Annotated in this window: 11 protein-coding genes and 1 pseudogene; 3 read left to right on the top strand and 9 right to left on the bottom strand. The window is 72.7% G+C overall.

The genetic code is table 11. From position 1 onward, the window contains the following. Positions 1–284 (bottom strand): annotated as a pseudogene (locus tag I0C86_RS02890) (GNAT family N-acetyltransferase); the annotation flags it as partial. Positions 285–549: 265 nt separating this feature from the next. On the opposite strand from I0C86_RS02890, the gene gltB reads away from it, so the two are divergent. Together gltB and I0C86_RS02900 are read left to right on the top strand one after the other, a co-directional pair. Continuing rightward, positions 550–5307, top strand: coding sequence for a glutamate synthase large subunit (gene gltB, locus I0C86_RS02895; protein WP_230393458.1), 4758 nt, complete (start codon positions 550–552; stop codon positions 5305–5307). Continuing rightward, the gene (locus tag I0C86_RS02900; protein ID WP_196199617.1) at positions 5300–6817 is read left to right on the top strand and encodes a glutamate synthase subunit beta; all 1518 of its coding nucleotides are present in this window, start codon (positions 5300–5302) and stop codon (positions 6815–6817) included. Before gltB ends, I0C86_RS02900 begins: the two co-directional genes overlap by 8 nt. A gap of 130 nt (positions 6818–6947) precedes the next feature. On the opposite strand, the gene I0C86_RS02905 is transcribed toward I0C86_RS02900, so the two are convergent. Then, on the bottom strand, positions 6948–7511 hold the full coding sequence (locus tag I0C86_RS02905) for a hypothetical protein (protein WP_230393456.1): 564 nt from the start codon (positions 7509–7511) through the stop codon (positions 6948–6950). Positions 7512–7618: 107 nt separating this feature from the next. Between I0C86_RS02905 and I0C86_RS02910 the strand changes: the two genes are divergently transcribed. After that, positions 7619–10807, top strand: a complete 3189-nt coding sequence (locus tag I0C86_RS02910; protein WP_196199618.1) for a BTAD domain-containing putative transcriptional regulator — start codon at positions 7619–7621, stop codon at positions 10805–10807. Positions 10808–10828: 21 nt separating this feature from the next. Here the strand turns inward: I0C86_RS02910 and I0C86_RS02915 are convergent, their stop codons facing one another. The 7 genes from I0C86_RS02915 to I0C86_RS02945 form a co-directional block, all read right to left on the bottom strand. Continuing rightward, a complete protein-coding gene (locus tag I0C86_RS02915) occupies positions 10829–11443 on the bottom strand; it encodes a response regulator transcription factor (RefSeq protein ID WP_196199619.1) in 615 nt (204 codons plus the stop codon). Then, on the bottom strand, positions 11443–12591 hold the full coding sequence (locus I0C86_RS44305) for a sensor histidine kinase (RefSeq protein ID WP_196199620.1): 1149 nt from the start codon (positions 12589–12591) through the stop codon (positions 11443–11445). The genes I0C86_RS02915 and I0C86_RS44305 overlap by 1 nt, the downstream gene beginning before the upstream one ends. Before the next feature lie 6 nt (positions 12592–12597). Further along, positions 12598–13032, bottom strand: a complete 435-nt coding sequence (locus I0C86_RS02925) for a DUF6069 family protein (RefSeq protein WP_196199621.1) — start codon at positions 13030–13032, stop codon at positions 12598–12600. A 211-nt stretch (positions 13033–13243) separates the two neighbouring features. Then, on the bottom strand, positions 13244–14035 hold the full coding sequence (locus tag I0C86_RS02930; RefSeq protein WP_196199626.1) for a class I SAM-dependent methyltransferase: 792 nt from the start codon (positions 14033–14035) through the stop codon (positions 13244–13246). A 130-nt stretch (positions 14036–14165) separates the two neighbouring features. Further along, positions 14166–15002, bottom strand: coding sequence for an ABC transporter permease (locus I0C86_RS02935; RefSeq protein WP_196199622.1), 837 nt, complete (start codon positions 15000–15002; stop codon positions 14166–14168). Continuing rightward, positions 15002–15958: an ATP-binding cassette domain-containing protein gene (locus tag I0C86_RS02940; protein ID WP_196199623.1), complete on the bottom strand. Its 957-nt coding sequence runs from the start codon at positions 15956–15958 to the stop codon at positions 15002–15004. The genes I0C86_RS02935 and I0C86_RS02940 overlap by 1 nt, the downstream gene beginning before the upstream one ends. A gap of 134 nt (positions 15959–16092) precedes the next feature. Further along, the coding region (locus tag I0C86_RS02945) for a zinc-binding dehydrogenase (protein ID WP_196199624.1) at positions 16093–16669 on the bottom strand (577 nt) is incomplete at its 5' end.

Below are 16669 nucleotides of genomic sequence, written 5' to 3' on the forward strand. Positions count from 1 at the left end.
CCCGCCGACCGGGCCACCGCCAGCAGTTCGGGATTGTTGTCGTGGACCCACTCGAACGCCTCCGGCAGGCCGAGGTCGCGCTGCCGCTGGCGGACGGCGGCGATGTCGGCCGCCGACGGCGGCTCCGTGGCGTGCAGTCGCGGGCGGGCGTAGAATGGCCAGCCAGCTCCGTCACGGACGAAGAGAACCAGCCCGCCGAAGTCCTCCGTGTGTGCCCCGTCACGGGGTACCGCATCGTAAAAGCGTTCCAACCGGTCAAACGGCTCGTCTCGCACAGAAGCCACCGGGGGAGCGTACACGTAGCGGATCCCGGGCATGTGATCAATTCGGCTGGCTGTGATCAGTTCGAACTGGTGGACCCCGCCAGCCCCTAACGTAGACTCGAGAGACCCATCAGGGCCGACGTCGTCCCGACCTAATGATTGAACGTGAATGACGACAGGAGCCCCGGTGGCCTTCCCGTACCCCCAGGAACCGCACCTCTCCTCGTCGGCGGGTGCCGACCTCGAGTTGACGGGCGGTGCTCACGTCCCGGAGTTCACGCTTCGGCTGGCGGGAACACCGGAGCCGCAGGGGCTCTACGACCCGGGCACGGAGCGGGACGCCTGCGGGGTGGCGTTCGTGGCGGACCTGCACGGTCGCCGCTCGCACGACGTGGTCGCGAAGGGTCTCGCCGCGCTCTGCCGGCTGGACCACCGGGGGGCCCGGGGTGCGGAGCAGAACACCGGCGACGGTGCCGGGATCATGCTCCAGGTGCCGGACGCCTTCCTGCGGGCCGTGGTCGACTTCCCGTTGCCGCCGGCCGGGCAGTACGCCACCGGGCTGGTCTTCCTGCCCACCGACCCGGCCGACGAGGCGCGGGCCCGGACGGTGCTGGAGAAGTACGCCCTGGTCGAGGGCGCCGAGATCCTCGGTTGGCGGGACGTACCGGTCAAGCCGGATGATCTCGGCGAAACCGCACTGGCTGCCCGGCCCCGGATCCGGCAGGTCTTCCTCGCCGCCGACCGGCTGACCGACTCCCCGGCGGGTTCCGCCGGCAGCGCACTGACCGGCCTCGACCTGGACCGGGTGGCGTTCTGCGTCCGCAAGCAGGCCGAGCGGGAGACCGCCGAGCGGGGTGTGCCGGCGTACTTCCCGTCACTGTCCAGCCGGACCATGGTCTACAAGGGCATGCTCACCCCGGACCAGCTTCCGGAGTTCTTCCCGGACCTGACCGATCCCCGGATGACCAGCGCGATCGCCCTGGTGCACTCGCGGTTCTCCACCAACACCTTCCCGTCCTGGCCGCTGGCCCACCCGTACCGGTTCATCGCGCACAACGGCGAGATCAACACGATCCGGGGCAACAAGAACTGGATGCAGGCCCGGGAGGCGCTGCTGCGCAGCCCCAACATTCCCGGGAACATCAAGCGGCTCTTCCCGATCTGCACCCCGGCCGCCTCCGACTCGGCCAACTTCGACGAGGTCCTGGAGCTGCTGCACCTGGCCGGGCGCAGCCTGCCGCACGCGGTGCTGATGATGATCCCCGAGGCGTGGGAGAACGACCCGGACATGGCCCCGGCGAAGCGGGCGTTCTACCGCTTCCACGCCAGCCTGATGGAGCCGTGGGACGGCCCGGCGTCGGTCGCCTTCACCGACGGCTCGCTGGTCGGCGCCGTACTCGACCGGAACGGGCTGCGGCCGGGCCGCTGGTGGCTCACCGCAGGCGGCCTGGTGGTGCTGGGCAGCGAGGCCGGCGTGCTCGACCTCGACCCGGCGAGCGTGGTGGCCAAGGGGCGGCTGCAACCCGGCAAAATGTTCCTGGTCGACACCGCCGCCGGGCGGATCGTCCTGGACGACGAGATCAAGTCCGAGCTGGCGGTCGAGCAGCCGTACGACGACTGGCTGCACGCCGGCCTGATCGACCTGGCCGACCTGCCGCCGCGCCGGCACACCGTCTACGGCCACCACTCCGTCCAGCGCCGGCAGCAGACCTTCGGCTACACCGAGGAGGAGCTGAAGATCCTGCTCGGCCCGATGGCCCGGGCCGGTGCCGAACCGGTCGGCTCGATGGGCACCGACACCCCGATCTCGCCGCTGTCCACCCGGCCCCGGCTGCTCTACGACTACTTCCACCAGCTCTTCGCCCAGGTGACCAACCCGCCGCTGGACGCCATCCGGGAGGAACTGGTGACCAGCCTGCAGGCGACCATCGGGCCGGAGGGAAACCTGCTCGACCCGAGCGCGGCGAGCTGCCGGCAGGTCGTGCTCCCCTACCCGGTGATCGACAACGACGAGCTGGCCAAGATTCTCAAAATCGACGCCGACGGCGACCTGCCCGGCTTCAAGGCGGTCCGGGTTTCCGGGCTCTACCGGATCCGGGACGGCGCGACCGGGATGAAGGCCCGGCTGACCGAGATCTGCCGGCACGTCTCCGAGGCGATCGAGGACGGCGTACGCATCCTGGTCCTCTCCGACCGCGACTCCACCGCCGACCTGGCGCCGATCCCGTCGCTGCTGCTCACCGCCGCCGTGCACCAGCACCTGGTCCGGGAGCAGACCCGCACCCAGGTGGCGTTGGTCGTGGAGGCCGGCGACTGCCGCGAGGTGCACCACACGGCCCTGCTGATCGGCTACGGCGCCGCCGCCGTCAACCCGTACCTGGCCTTCGAGTCGGTCGAGGACCTCGTCAACACGGGCGCGCTGACCGGGATCGAGCCCGCGAAAGCGATCCGCAACTACGTCAAGGCGCTCGGCAAGGGCGTCCTGAAGATCATGTCGAAGATGGGCATCTCCACCGTCTCCTCGTACTGCGGTGCCCAGGTCTTCGAGGCGGTCGGCCTGGACAACCGCCTGGTGCAGCGCTACTTCGCCGGCACGGCGGGCAAGATCGGCGGCATCGGGCTGGCCGAGATCCACGCCGAGGTGGCCGCCCGGCACACCCGGGCGTACGCCGAGAACACCGGAGCGCTCAACCACCGGCCGCTGGAGGTCGGCGGCGAGTACCAGTGGCGCCGCGAGGGCGAACTGCACCTGTTCAACCCGGAGACGGTCTTCCTGCTCCAGCACGCCACCCGGTCCCGGCAGTACGACGTCTTCCGGCAGTACACCGCCAAGGTCGACGACCTGGCCCGGCAGGCCGGCTCGCTGCGCGGGCTGTTCACCCTCCGCACCGGAGTACGCGAGCCCGTCCCACTCGACGAGGTGGAGCCGGCCAGCGAGATCGTCCGGCGGTTCGCCACCGGCGCCATGTCGTACGGGTCGATCTCGGCCGAGGCACACGAGACCCTGGCCATCGCGATGAACCGCCTCGGCGGCAAGTCGAACACCGGCGAGGGCGGCGAGGACGTCGAGCGGCTCTACGACCCGTCCCGGCGCTCGGCGGTCAAGCAGGTCGCCAGCGGCCGGTTCGGGGTGACCAGCGAGTACCTGGTCAACGCCGACGACATCCAGATCAAGATGGCCCAGGGCGCCAAGCCCGGCGAGGGCGGCCAGCTTCCCGGCAACAAGGTCTGGCCGTGGATCGCCCGGACCCGGCACGCCACCCCGGGAGTCGGGCTGATCTCTCCGCCGCCGCACCACGACATCTACTCGATCGAGGACCTGGCGCAGCTCGTCCACGACCTGAAGAGCGTCAACCCGGCGGCCCGGGTGCACGTCAAGCTGGTCAGCGAGATCGGGGTCGGCACCGTCGCGGCCGGGGTCGCCAAGCTCAAGGCCGACGTCATCCTGATCTCCGGACACGACGGCGGCACCGGCGCCTCCCCGCTGAACTCGCTCAAGCACGCCGGCACCCCGTGGGAACTGGGTCTGGCCGAGGCGCAGCAGACGCTGCTGCTCAACCGGCTCCGCGACCGGGTCACCGTGCAGGTGGACGGCCAGCTCAAGACCGGCCGGGACATCGTGATCGCGGCGCTGCTCGGCGCCGAGGAGTACGGCTTCGCCACCGCCCCGCTGATCGTCGCCGGCTGCGTCATGATGCGGGTCTGCCACCTGGACACCTGCCCGGTCGGCATCGCCACCCAGAACCCGGTGCTGCGCGAGCGCTTCACCGGGCGCCCCGAGTTCGTGGAGAACTTCTTCCTCTTCCTCGCCGAGGAGGTCCGGGGCTACCTCGCCGAGCTGGGCTTCCGCTCGCTGGAGGAGGCGATCGGCGCGACCGAGCTGCTCGACTTCGCCCCCGCCCTGGACCACTGGAAGGCACACGGGCTGGACCTGCGTCCCGTACTCCACGTGCCGGAGCTGCCGGCCGGAGCCGCCCGGCGGGGCGTACGGGCCCAGGACCACGGGCTGGACCGGTCCCTGGACAACGAACTGCTCGCCCTCGCCGCACCGGTGCTGGGCGGCGACGCGGACTCCGGCGGCGAGGCGCGGGACTCGGCGTCGGGTACCCGGGTCCGGGCCGCGGTGACGGTCCGCAACGAACACCGCAGCGTCGGTGCGATGCTCGGCGGTGTCGTCACCCGGCGCTTCGGCGGGGCCGGCCTGCCGGCCGACACCATCGAGTTCGACCTCACCGGCACCGCCGGCCAGTCCTTCGGTGCCTTCCTGCCCTGCGGCGTGACGCTGCGGCTGTCCGGCGACGCCAACGACTACGTCGGCAAGGGACTGTCCGGCGGGCGGATCGTGGTCCGCCCCGACCCGGCCGCGCCGTTCGCCGGCGGGCTGGACACCCCACCCGGACCGAACGGCCGGGCCGAGGACCAGATCATCGCCGGCAACACCATCCTGTACGGCGCCACCGGCGGCGAGCTGTTCCTGCGTGGCCGGGTCGGCGAGCGCTTCGCGGTCCGTAACTCCGGAGCGGTGACCGTCGTCGAGGGGGTCGGTGACCACGGCTGCGAGTACATGACCGGCGGCACGGTGGTGGTGCTCGGCGGGACCGGGCGGAACTTCGCCGCCGGCATGTCCGGCGGTACGGCGTTCGTGTGGCAACTCGACCGCCGCCGGGTCAACACCGAACTGGTGGACCTGGCACCGTTGACCGACGACGAGCGGGTCGGCCTGCACGACCTGGTGCAGCGGCACTTCGCCGAGACCGACTCGTCCGTCGCGGAGGCGCTGCTCAAGCGCTGGCCGGAGGCGGTGGAGGAGTTCACCGCGGTGGTGCCGCGCGACTACAAGCGGGTCCGGGAGATCATGCGGATCGCCGAGGCGGAGGGGCGCGACGTCGACGACGCGGTGATGACCGCCCTGGCGGTGCCGGCCGCCGCACCGGCCGTACCCGTCCAGCCGGCGTCCGGTGCCGCGCCGGCCGCCCCGCCCGCGTCCCCCGCCCGGCCGGTCACCTCCGGTTCGCGGCCCTCCCAGGAGGTGGCTCGTGCCTGACCCGAACGGTTTCCTCCGGTACGACCGGAAGCTTCCGGCCCGCCGCCCGGTGCCGGTACGGATCTCCGACTGGCGCGAGGTGTATCCGTCCGCCGACGAGCCCCTGATCCGTGAGCAGGCCACCCGGTGCATGGACTGCGGCATCCCGTTCTGCCACGACGGCTGCCCGCTCGGCAACCGCATCCCGGACTGGAACGACCTGGTCCGGACCGGCAACTGGGCGACCGCCATCGAGTCGCTGCACGCCACCAACAACTTTCCGGAGTTCACCGGGCGGCTCTGCCCGGCGCCCTGTGAGGCGGCCTGCGTACTGGGTATCGCCGGAGGTGCGCCGGTCACCATCAAGCAGGTCGAGGTCGAGATCGTCAACCGGGCCTTCGACCTGGACCTGGTGACCCCGCAGGAGGTGCCGGAGCCGTCCGGCAAGCGGGTCGCGGTGATCGGTTCCGGCCCGGCCGGACTCGCCGCCGCGCAGCAACTCGTCCGGGCCGGTCACGCGGTGACGGTGTACGAGCGGGACGACGCGATCGGCGGCCTGCTCCGGTACGGCATCCCCGACTTCAAGCTGGAGAAGGAACACGTCGACCGGCGGCTGGCCCAGCTCACCGCCGAGGGCGTGCAGTTCCGGACCGGCGTGAACGTCGGCGTCGACGTCACCGCCGAGCAGCTCCGGGCCGAGCACGACGCGGTGTTGCTCGCCTGCGGTGCCCTCGCCGGACGGGACACCCCGGCGACGCCGGGCCGCGCGCTGCGTGGCGTGCACCAGGCGATGGAGCATCTGGTGGCGTCGAACCGCACGGTCGCCGCCGCGGCCGGTGGCCAGCTCGGCGTGAACGGCCGGGAGTCGTCGACGCCGATCGACGCGGCCGGCAAGCACGTGGTCATCATCGGGGGCGGCGACACGGCGGCCGACTGCCTGGGCGTGGCGCATCGGCAGGGCGCGGCCGGCGTACACCAGCTCGACCTGTACCCGCGACCGCCGCACGAGCGTGACGAGGCCCGCGACCCGTGGCCGACCTGGCCGTGGATCATGCGGGAGTACCCGGCGCACGAGGAGGGTGGCGAGCGTGTCTTCGCGGTCGCGGTGCAGGAGTTCGTGGACGATGGCACCGGCCAGGTGCGCGCGGTCCGGATCGCCGAGGTCACGGTCGAGAAGCGGGACGGTCAGCGTTTCCTGACCGTGGTGCCCGGCTCGGAGCGGGAGCTGCCGGCCGACCTCGTGCTGCTCGCCATCGGCTTCGAAGGCACCGAGGAGCAGCCACTGCTCGACCAGCTCGGTGTGGTCCGCAACCGGCGTGGTGCGATCGACTCGGATGCCGAGTGGCAGGCCGGTACGCCGGGTGTCTTCGTCGCCGGAGACATGCACCGGGGTGCCTCGCTGATCGTCTGGGCGATCGCCGAGGGCCGGGCCGCCGCCGCCGCGATCGACCGCTACCTGGGCGGGCCGGGGCAGCTACCGGCGCCGGTGACGTCGTCCGCGCAGGCGCTCGCCGCACCGGTGGCACGCTGAGCCGACGCCGACCCGGGCGGCGGCATGCCGGCCGGGTCGGCTCTGCCGGGCCTTGGCGGCGGCATGCCGGCCGGGTCGGCTCTGCCGGGCCTTGGCGGCAGTTGGCGGGCGCTGACCGGCGAATTCCCGCCTAGTCGCGGGTGAGTCCCGGTGGGAGGGCGTCCTCGTCGGGTCCGACCGGGCGGGCGTTGACCAGCGAATTGCGGTGCAGGGCGGTGATCAGGGCGGTGGTGCCGCCGATGTCGGTCCAGGCGTCGTCCCAGAGCGCGGAGACGAGCCAGGAGCGATCCTCGGGGAAGATCAGGTCGGGCAGCGGTCCCGCACCCCGCATGTGACCGGTCCGCCAGGTGAGGGCCTGCTCGGGTCCGGCCTCGACCAGCAGGTAGCGCCAGTCCCAGTAGAGGGACACCTTCGGCGCGGCGGGGAAGACGATGTCGTGCGCGCCGGTGTCGAGATAGCCCAGCCACCAGGGCTGGTCCGGGGTGTGCGCGGCGAGTTCGTCGACCACGGCGCGTTCGTGGACCTCGAAACTTCTGCCGTCTGGCGGGTGGAAGGTGGCGTAGGCGTCGAAGACCGGCGGGATCGCGGTGGTGACGGACGGTCCCTGGGTGGTGCGGCCGGCGATCCAGGCGACGTCGGCGGCCGTGCCGATCCGCCAGCTCCGCCCGTCCCGGGTGACCTCCATGACACCCATCAAAGCACCCTGCGTGCCGCACCGGCGGCTCCGCCGGGTCGCGGAATCGGCGGGCTCCACCCGTACGCTGGCCGGGAAGGGTGCGGGCCGGCCGTCGGGAGGTTCTGGTGCGGATCGGGCTGCTCGGCCCGCTGGTCGTTCTCGGCGACGACGGCCGGACCGTCGACGTCAGCGGGGCCAGGCTGCGCCGGCTGCTGATCCGGCTCGCGCTGGACACCGGTCAACTGGTGACCGCCGACGCCCTGATCGACGCCGTCTGGGGCGAGACCCGCTCGGCGGGTGCGGCGAACGCGTTGCAGACCCTGGTGTTCCGGTTGCGCCGAACACTGCCGGAGCCGGCCCGACTCGGCGGCCGGTCGGGCGCCTACCGGCTCGATGTCGCGCCGGAGCAGCTCGACTCGGTCGAGTTCGAGCGGCTGGCGGCGGCCGGTTCCGAGGCGGTCGCCAGCGGCGAGCCGGCGGTGGCGGCGAAGCTGCTGGACGAGGCCCTCGCACTGTGGCGCGGACCGGCGTTCGCCGACGTCGCCGACGCCGACTTCGTCCAGGCTCCGGCGGCCCGACTCACCGACCTGCGGCTGACCGCCGTAGAGGATCGGATCGAGGCGGATCTCCAGCGTGGCGGCGGTGCCGGTCTCGTGGCCAGGTGCACCGAACTGACCGCCGCACACCCGCTGCGCGAGCGCCCGTACGGGCTGCTGATGCGGGCGCTGCGCGACGCCGGGCGGCCGGGCGAGGCGCTGCGGGCGTACCAGGACCTGCGCCGGACCCTCGCCGAGGAGCTGGGCGTCGACCCGTCTGCGGAACTGGCGGCGCTGCACACCACGATCCTCCGCGCCGAGAACGGGCCGCGCGGAAACCTGCGGGCCCCGCTGACCAGCTTCGTCGGCCGGGACGCGGACGTCGCCCGGCTGACCGGGCTGCTCCAACAGAGTCGGCTGGTCACCTTGGTGGGGCCGGGCGGGGTCGGCAAGACCCGGCTGGCGACCGAGACCGCGCGGGCCAACGCCGGCCGGGCCCCCGACGGCGGATGGCTGGTCGAGCTGGCTCCGGTACGCCGCCCCGAGGAGGTGCCCCGGGCGCTGGCCGAGGCGCTGCGGTTGCGCGTCCCGTCGGGTCCCGGCGGCGGTGACCTGCTGGGTCGCCTGCTGGAGGCGTTGGCGGACAAACGGCTGCTCATCGTGCTGGACAACTGCGAGCACCTGGTCTCCGAGTGCGCCCGGATCGCGGACGCGCTGCTCGGCGGGTGCCCGGAGCTGCGCATCCTCGCCACCAGCCGGGAGCCGCTGGCCATCACCGGTGAAACGCTGTGCCCGGTCGCACCACTGTCGACGCCGCCCGGCGCCGTCGACACCGCCGGAGCCCTGACCTTTCCGGCGGTACGCCTCTTCGCCGACCGGGCCGCCGCCGTACAGCCGGCGTTCGCGGTCACCCCGGCCACCGTGCCGGACGTGGTACGGATCTGCCGCCGGCTGGACGGGCTGCCGCTCGCGATCGAGCTGGCCACCGCACGGCTGCGTACCCTGCCGGTGGACCAGGTCGCGGCCCGGCTCGGCGACCGGTTCCGGCTGCTCACCGGCGGCAGTCGGGTCGCCCTGCCCCGGCACCGCACCCTGCGGGCGGTCGTCGAGTGGAGCTGGGGCCTGCTCGGCCCGGACGAGCAGCGGCTGGCCCGCTGGTTCTCGGTCTTCCTCGACGGCGCCACGCTCGACACCGTCGAGGCGGTCTGCGCGGGAGCTTCCGCCGGGGCGGTCCGTGCGGGAACTCCGGCAGCGCCGGATACTCCAGTAGCGCCGGATGATCAGGCGGTGCTGGAGGCTCTCGGTGGGCTCGTCGACAAGTCACTGGTGACGTTCGCCGACGGCCGGTACCGGATGTTGGAGACCATCCGCGACTACGCCACCGAGCGGCTCGACGAGGCCGGCGAGGCCGACCGGGCCCGGACGGCGCACGCGGCGCACTTTCTCCGGCTCGCCGAGACCGCGGATCCGGCGCTGCGCGGACCCGACCAGGTGCGGTGGCTGGCCAGGCTGAGCGCCGACCGGGAGAACCTCGGCGCCGCACTGCGCTGGGCGGTCGACTCCGCCGACGCGCCGACGGCGGTACGGCTGGCCGCCGCGCTGTGCCGGTTCTGGTCGCTGCGCAGCGCACACGACGAAGCGGCGACCTGGCTGGCGCGGTGTCTCGCCGTGCCGGGTACCACGCCGGCCCGGCCGCGTGCCGTCGCGCTCGCGTACCACGCGCTGTTCCGGATCGGCCCCGGCGACCTGGCCGGCAACCGGGCGGCGCTGGCCGAGGCCGAGGCGCTGGACGGCCTCGCCGATCCGTTCGTGGCGCTGGCCGGACCACTGTCGGCGGTGTACGCCGGCGACGACGAGCTGGCCTGGTCCCGACTGCCGGCGGTGCTGGCGCACCCCGACCCGTGGGCTTCCACGGCCGGACTCGCGCTGCGCGGCTCGCTGCGTACGAAGCTCGGCGACTCCGCCGCCGGTGAGCGGGACTATGCCGCGGCGCTGACTGGGTTCCGTGCGATCGGCGACCGGTGGGGGATCGGGATCGCGGTCGCCGGGCTGGCCGAGAGCAGCGCGCTGCGTGGCGACCACGCCGCCGCGATCGGCCACCTGGAGGAGGCGCTGCGGCTCGCCACCGAACTGGGTGCGCGGGACGACACGACGCAGATGTCCTTCCGGCTCGGCCTGTTGCGCTGCCGGGCCGGCGATCTGGCGGGGGCGCGCGCCGACCTGGACCGGGCCGCCCGGGAGGCGCGCCTGGCGGGCTTTCCCGCCCGTCAGGTGCTGCTCAGCCTCGGCACGGCGGAGCTGGCCCGACGGAGCGGCGATCTGATCACGGCGGAGCAGGCGTACCGGGGCGCCGTCGAGGCGCTGGCCGCCACCGGTCAGGTGGTGCGGGCGGAGTTGCGGGCGCCGGCACTGCTCGGCCTGGCGTTGACCGCGACCTCGCGCGGGAACCCGACCGCGGCGCGCGGGTACGTCCGCGAACTGCTGTCGGCGGTGACGTCGGGCCGGAACCGGCCGGGCCTGGCCGACGCCGGTGTGGCGCTGGCGGGGATCGTCCTCGCCGAGGGCGATCCGGCCGGTACGGCGTACCTGCTCGGGCTCGCCGAGGCGATCCGGGGGGTACCGGCGGTGGGCGATCCCGACGTCGCGGCGACCGCGGAGTCGGCCAGGACCGTGCTCGGGCAGGAGTATCGGGCGGCCCACGCCGCGGGTGCGCGGGAACCGCTGGAGAGGGCGATCACGGTCCTGACGGAACGGATCGGGGCCGATCCGCCGTTCTGAGCTACCCGGGACCGGGCGGGCTCAGAGCCAGCCGTGGTCCCGGGCGAGACCGAGCGCCTCGTTGCGGTTGCGGGCGTTGGTCTTGCCGATCGCCGAGGACAGATAGTTGCGCACGGTACTGGCCGACAGGTGCAGCCGGGCGGCGATGTCGACGATCGTCGCGCCGCCCGACGAGGCGTGCAGAACCTGCCGTTCCCGGTCCGACAGCGGGTTCGGGCTGGCGCTGAGCGCCTGCGCGGCCAGCTGCGGATTGACGACGATCTCACCGGCGAGCACCCGACGGATGGAAGCGGCCAGCTCCTCGACCGGATCGTCCTTCACCAGGAACCCCTTCGCACCGGATCCCAGGGCACGCCGCAGGTAACCGGGGCGGCCGAACGTCGTGACGATGATGACGACGCAGCCGGGCAGCGTACGGGTCACGTCGGCGATCAGGTCGAGGCCGCTGATCCCGGGAAGTTCGATGTCGAGCAGTACGACGTCCGGACGCTCATCCCGGACCGCAGCCAGGACCTCGTCGCCGCGGGCGACCGCCGCCACGACCCGCATGTCCTCCTCGAGGTTCAACAGGGTCGCCAGCGCCGAGCGCAGCATGCCCTGGTCCTCGCCGATCAGGATCCTGGTGGCGGCGGACATCAGCGCCGTCCCGGCTCCGGGTGCACGGGCACGGACGCCGCCAGGCGGAACTCGGACGCTGTCGCCGTCACGGTCAGCTCGCCGCCGAGGTCGGTGACGCGCTCCCGCAGGCCGCGCAGGCCGCTGCCCTCGCCGCCCGTACCGCCGGGTCCGTCGTTGACGATGTCCACGCTGGCGACCCTGCCATCGAATCCCACCGTGATCCGGCAACCGCGGGCCCTGGCGTGCCGCAACACGTTCGTCGTACCCTCCCGGACGACCCAGCCCAGCAGCGAGTCGACCCGTGGGTCGAGCGGGACCGCCGGCGACGTGACGTCGACCCGGACGTTGGCGGCGGCCAGCGCGGTACGGGCGTTCGCGAGTTCTTCGACCAGGCGTACGGACCGGTATCCGCCGACCGCGTCGCGTACCTCGGCCAGGGCCTGCCGGCCGGTGGTCTCGATGTCGCGGGCGTGTTCCACTGCCGCCTCCGGGTCCCTGTCGAGCAGACGCCGGACCGCCTGGGCCTGCACGACCATGACCGACAGGGTATGCCCGAGCAGGTCGTGCAGGTCACGGGAGAACCGCAGTCGCTCCTCGGCGACCGCCGCCCGGGCGAGCTGTTCCCGGGTACGGGTCAGTTCGCTGACGATGCCGACGAGGTACTGCACGAGGAAGGTCGCGGCACCGGCGAAGAACGTCGAGAAGCCGAGGGCCAGGGCGGTCTCCAGCGAACGGCTCTCCAGCCCGACGGCGACCGCGCCGCTGATCGTGAGCGACGCGATCACGCTGACCGCCGAGCGCTGCCGTACGGCGACGGCCGTGGCGATCGCGAGCAGCGGGAAGATGAACTGGCGGTCCGTATGCCACGCCACGAGGTAGCCGGTGCACAACGCGGCGAAGAGCAGGAGGAGCGCCTGGGAGTTGCGCTGCACCCGGGGATGTGTCCGGTACGGCAGCCAGACCGTGCCGGCAAAGGTCGCGCCGAGCAGCACCAGGTACGCCGCCCGGACGGCCTGCCCGCCGGCCAGCGCACTGATCAGCGGCGCGACGAGGAGCACGGGAGCCCAGGCCAGCGGAAACCATGCGCCGGGGTGGCGCGAGACCCACACCAACGTCGGCTCGGTCGTGGCGCAGCCGGTCGTCCGGTCGTAGGTTCCCGTCGACACGTCCACTCAGTGCTCCGGTGTCCGGTCGGGTGACGACGGCGCGAGCCCGACGATCAGCGTCACTCCGACGACCAGGTGCATGGCGAGCAGAACGCCGAGCACCTTCCCGGGGGCATCCGCGCCGGCCGGTCCGAGCAGTGACAGCGCGAGCAGCGTCCAGGCCGTGATCCGCCAGACGCGGCGACCGTTGCCCAGGCGGCCCTCGAGCAGAGCCAGCAGGGCCCAGGCCGCGCCGCCCGCCAGGAGCGGTACGACCACGACCGAGGCGGGTCCGACGGACTGCGCCGCCGCGCCGGAGCCGATCGTCAGGTCGAGGCCGGCGATCGGGACGCCGACCGTCCAGATCACGAGTGCGGCGCTGGCGGCCAGCACCAGGGTGACCGCCCGGCGGACGCTGGACCTCGGCCCGGCCTGACGGTCGATCTCGATCGTCTCTGGCATCAGGTTTCCTCCTTGAGACTCAAGACGACGGAAGGCGGCTCGTTGACCACCGGGCCTGGCCGGTGGCTCACGTGTGCGACCTCGACGTTACGGAGTCGGGGGAGGGCGGTGGCAGGCCGAGACGTCCTACGATCCGAGGGACAGATGTCCTACGGTCTGCGCACGGGCCCGACGTGGTCGGTCGTCCCACGCGGGGGTTGTCCGGCGGTCTTCAGGGCCGGCACACGATCTCGCCGTGCAGGACGACGAACCACCCGGCTTCGGCGTCGGCCCACGCTCGCCAACCCTGTGAGATGCGGCGTAGGTCGTCCTCGGTGGCCAGCCGGGACGTGACCAACTGTCGGGCCAGGTCCGAGCGCAGGATCCGTTCCGCCCACATCCCGCCCCACCACTGCCGGTCCGCCGGGTTGGCGAAGCACCAGGTGCTCGCAGTCGCCGTGACGTCGGTGAAGCCGGCGGCGTGGGCCCAGGACAGCAACCGGCGTCCGGCGTCCGGCTCGCCGCCGTTGGCCCGGGTGGCCCGCTGGTACAGGGTGAGCCACTCGTCCAGCTCGGGCAGCTGCGGAAACCAGGTGAACCCCGCGTAGTCGCTGTCCCGGACGGCGACGACACCGCCGGGCCGGCAGACCCGGCGCATCTCCCGCAGCGCCTGCACCGGGTCGGCGACGTGTTGGACGACCTGGTGGGCATGGACCAGGTCGAACGCGTCGTCGGGCAGGTCGAGGGCGTGGACGTCGGCGACCGCGAAGTCGATGTTCTGCTGACCACGCGCGGCGGCCTCGGTGCGGGCCAGCTGCAACGCGTCGTCCGTGATCTCCGTGGCGGTGACCCGTCCTGGGGTCACCCGGCTGGCCAGGTCGACCGTGATCGTGCCCGGTCCGCAGCCGACGTCGAGCAGCGACATCCCCGGCGTCAGGTACGGCAACAGGTGGCCGGCCGAGTTCTCGGCGGTACGCCAGCGGTGCGACCGCAGCACCGATTCGTGATGCCCGTGGGTGTACACGTTCCGGGTGCCCGCCATCCGGTTCCCTCCCTCGATCGCGTCCGGTAGCCAACCTAAGCACGCCTGCCCACTATGTGGAAAAATCGTCTCGATATTTGAGAGACAGCCGTCCGGGTGGAAGCCGGTGTCGTCAGGTGCTGCGCCGGTACCGCAGCACCGCCAGCGGCCCGAAGACCAGCACGATGCCCGCGATCCAGGCCAACGTCGGCCACAGCGCACCGGCCACCGGGCCGCCGACCATCAGCCCCCGGGCGGTATCGGCGAGCTGCGACACCGGGTTGACCGCCACCCAACCCTGCAACCAGCCCGGCAACGTGCCGGCCGGTACGAAGATGTTGCTGGCGAAGGTGAGCGGAAACGCGACCAGGAACACCGTGCCCTGTACGCCCTGCGGCGACCTGACCAGCAGTCCGAGGTACGCCCAGATCCAGCCGAGCGCGAACGAGAACAGCATGATCAGCCCACAGCCGGCGAGCACCGCCAGCACCCCGGTCCGGAACCGGAACCCGAGGAGCACGCCGTACAGGATCACCACGGCCAGCGCGACCAGCTGACGTACCACGTCGCCGAGGATCAGCCCGGTCAACGGGCTGGAACGGGCGATCGGCAGGCTGCGGAACCGGTCGAAGATGCCTCGGGTGATGTCGGTGGCGAGGTTGATCCCGGTGCCCATGCTGGCCAGCACGATCGCCTGCGCCATGATGCCGGGCAGCACGAACAGCAGGTAGTCGCGGCGATCGCCGCCGTCGGTCGCGCCGCCGCTGATCGCGCCCCCGAAGAGCAACACGAACATCGTGACGAAGATGATCGGCGACAGCGTGACGTCGATCAGTTGCTGCGGATCGCGACGGATCTTGAGTATCGCCCGCCCGGCGAGGATGCCGGCGTGCCGCAGCGTACGGGCCGGACGGCGGCGACGGAGCGGTGAACCGGACGACGTGGACGGTACGGAGGCGACGGTGGCCATCAGGACTCCTCCCCGGTGCCGTGACCGGTCAGCGCCAGGAAGACCTCGTCCAGGCTGGCCAGGCGCAGGGCCAGCTCGGTCACCGGGATCCCGCCGTCGTGCAGCGCGCGTACCACCGTCGGCAGGGCGTCGGCGTCCGGCACCGGCACGGAGAGCAGCCCGGGATCGTCCGGATGTGGCACCGGGGCCACGCCGACACTCGCCTCGACGAGCGCGGCGACCGCCGGCAGATCCGTCGGTTCGGTGGCCCGGATGTCCAACGTCCGGCCGCCGACCTTCGCCTTCAGCTCGGCCGGGCTGCCGGCGGCGACGACCTTCCCCCGGTCGAGTACCACGATCTCGTCGGCGAGCCGGTCCGCCTCGTCCAGGTACTGGGTGGTGAGCAGGACCGTCGTCCCGTCCGCGACCATCGCCCGGACCAACTGCCAGACCTCACCCCGGCTGCGCGGATCCAGCCCGGTGGTCGGCTCGTCGAGGAACAGCACCTCCGGCCGGTTGACCAGACTCGCCGCCAGGTCGAGCCGGCGACGCATACCCCCCGAGTACGTCTTCACGACCCGACCGGCCACGTCGGCGAGCCCGAACCGACCCAGCAACTCGTCGGCACGGCGCCGGGCGTCGGCCCGGCGCAAGTCCAGCAGCCGGGCGATCAGCATCAGGTTCTCGACCCCGGTCAGGTCCTGGTCGACCGCCGCGTACTGGCCGGTCAGCCCGATCAGTGCCCGTACCTGGTCGGCGGAGCGGACCACGTCGTGACCCGCCACCTCGACCCGGCCGGCGTCCGGCCGCAGCAGGGTCGCGAAGATCCGTACCGCCGTTGTCTTGCCGGCGCCGTTCGGGCCGAGTAGCCCGAGCACCGTACCCGGCCGGACCGCCAGGTCCACCCCGTCCAGCGCGGTCGTCCTACCGAACCGCTTGACCAGGCCCTCGGCCCGGATGCCGTGTCGTACATCCATTCCGTGTCTCCGTTCGCCGCGAAATCCGCGAACGGAGCGTCGCCGAGGCCGCGCACGCGGCACGCACACGTCGCGCACACGCACGTCGCGCACACGCACGTCGACCGGGCCGGTCGCTGCCGTCGGCCCGGCTGTCAGGCGGCGAACACGACCTGTAGTTCGTGGCGTCGGCGCGCGGCGAGGTCGGTCAGCACCGTGGGCGCCTCGTCGAGCGGGACCACCGCCGAGACGAGATGTTTGCGCAGCGCGTCGCCGTACTCCCCGAGCAGGGCGATCGTCTCGGCCGACAGGCGGTCGCGGTCCCAGGTCGGGGCCAGCCCCCGGGGTACCCGGCCGATCTGCGCGCAGCGCAGCGACAGCCCGTTGTGGTGGAACTCCGTACCGAGCCGGACCGCGTCCGCGCCGCCCTGATAGAAGGCGAGGTCGACGACGGTGCCCTGGGGCCGGAGCAGTCGCAGCGCCAGATGCAGCGCGGACGCCTGCCCCCGGCACTGGAAGACCACGTCGGCGCCCCGGTCGCCGGCCGCATGCCGCCACCGGGTCTTCAACACCACCGCCGGATCCCCGTCCGCCGGATCGAGGGTCTCCAGCCCGAGCGCCTCGGCGACGGCCCGCCGCTGCGGCGTCGGATCGAGTACGACCACCGAGGCGGCGCCGGCCCGCCGGGCGAAGAGGGCGGTGAGCAGCGCCACCACCCCCGCCCCGGTCACC

The organism is Plantactinospora alkalitolerans (assembly GCF_015690345.1).
Taxonomy (GTDB): Bacteria; Actinomycetota; Actinomycetes; order Mycobacteriales; family Micromonosporaceae; genus Plantactinospora; species Plantactinospora alkalitolerans.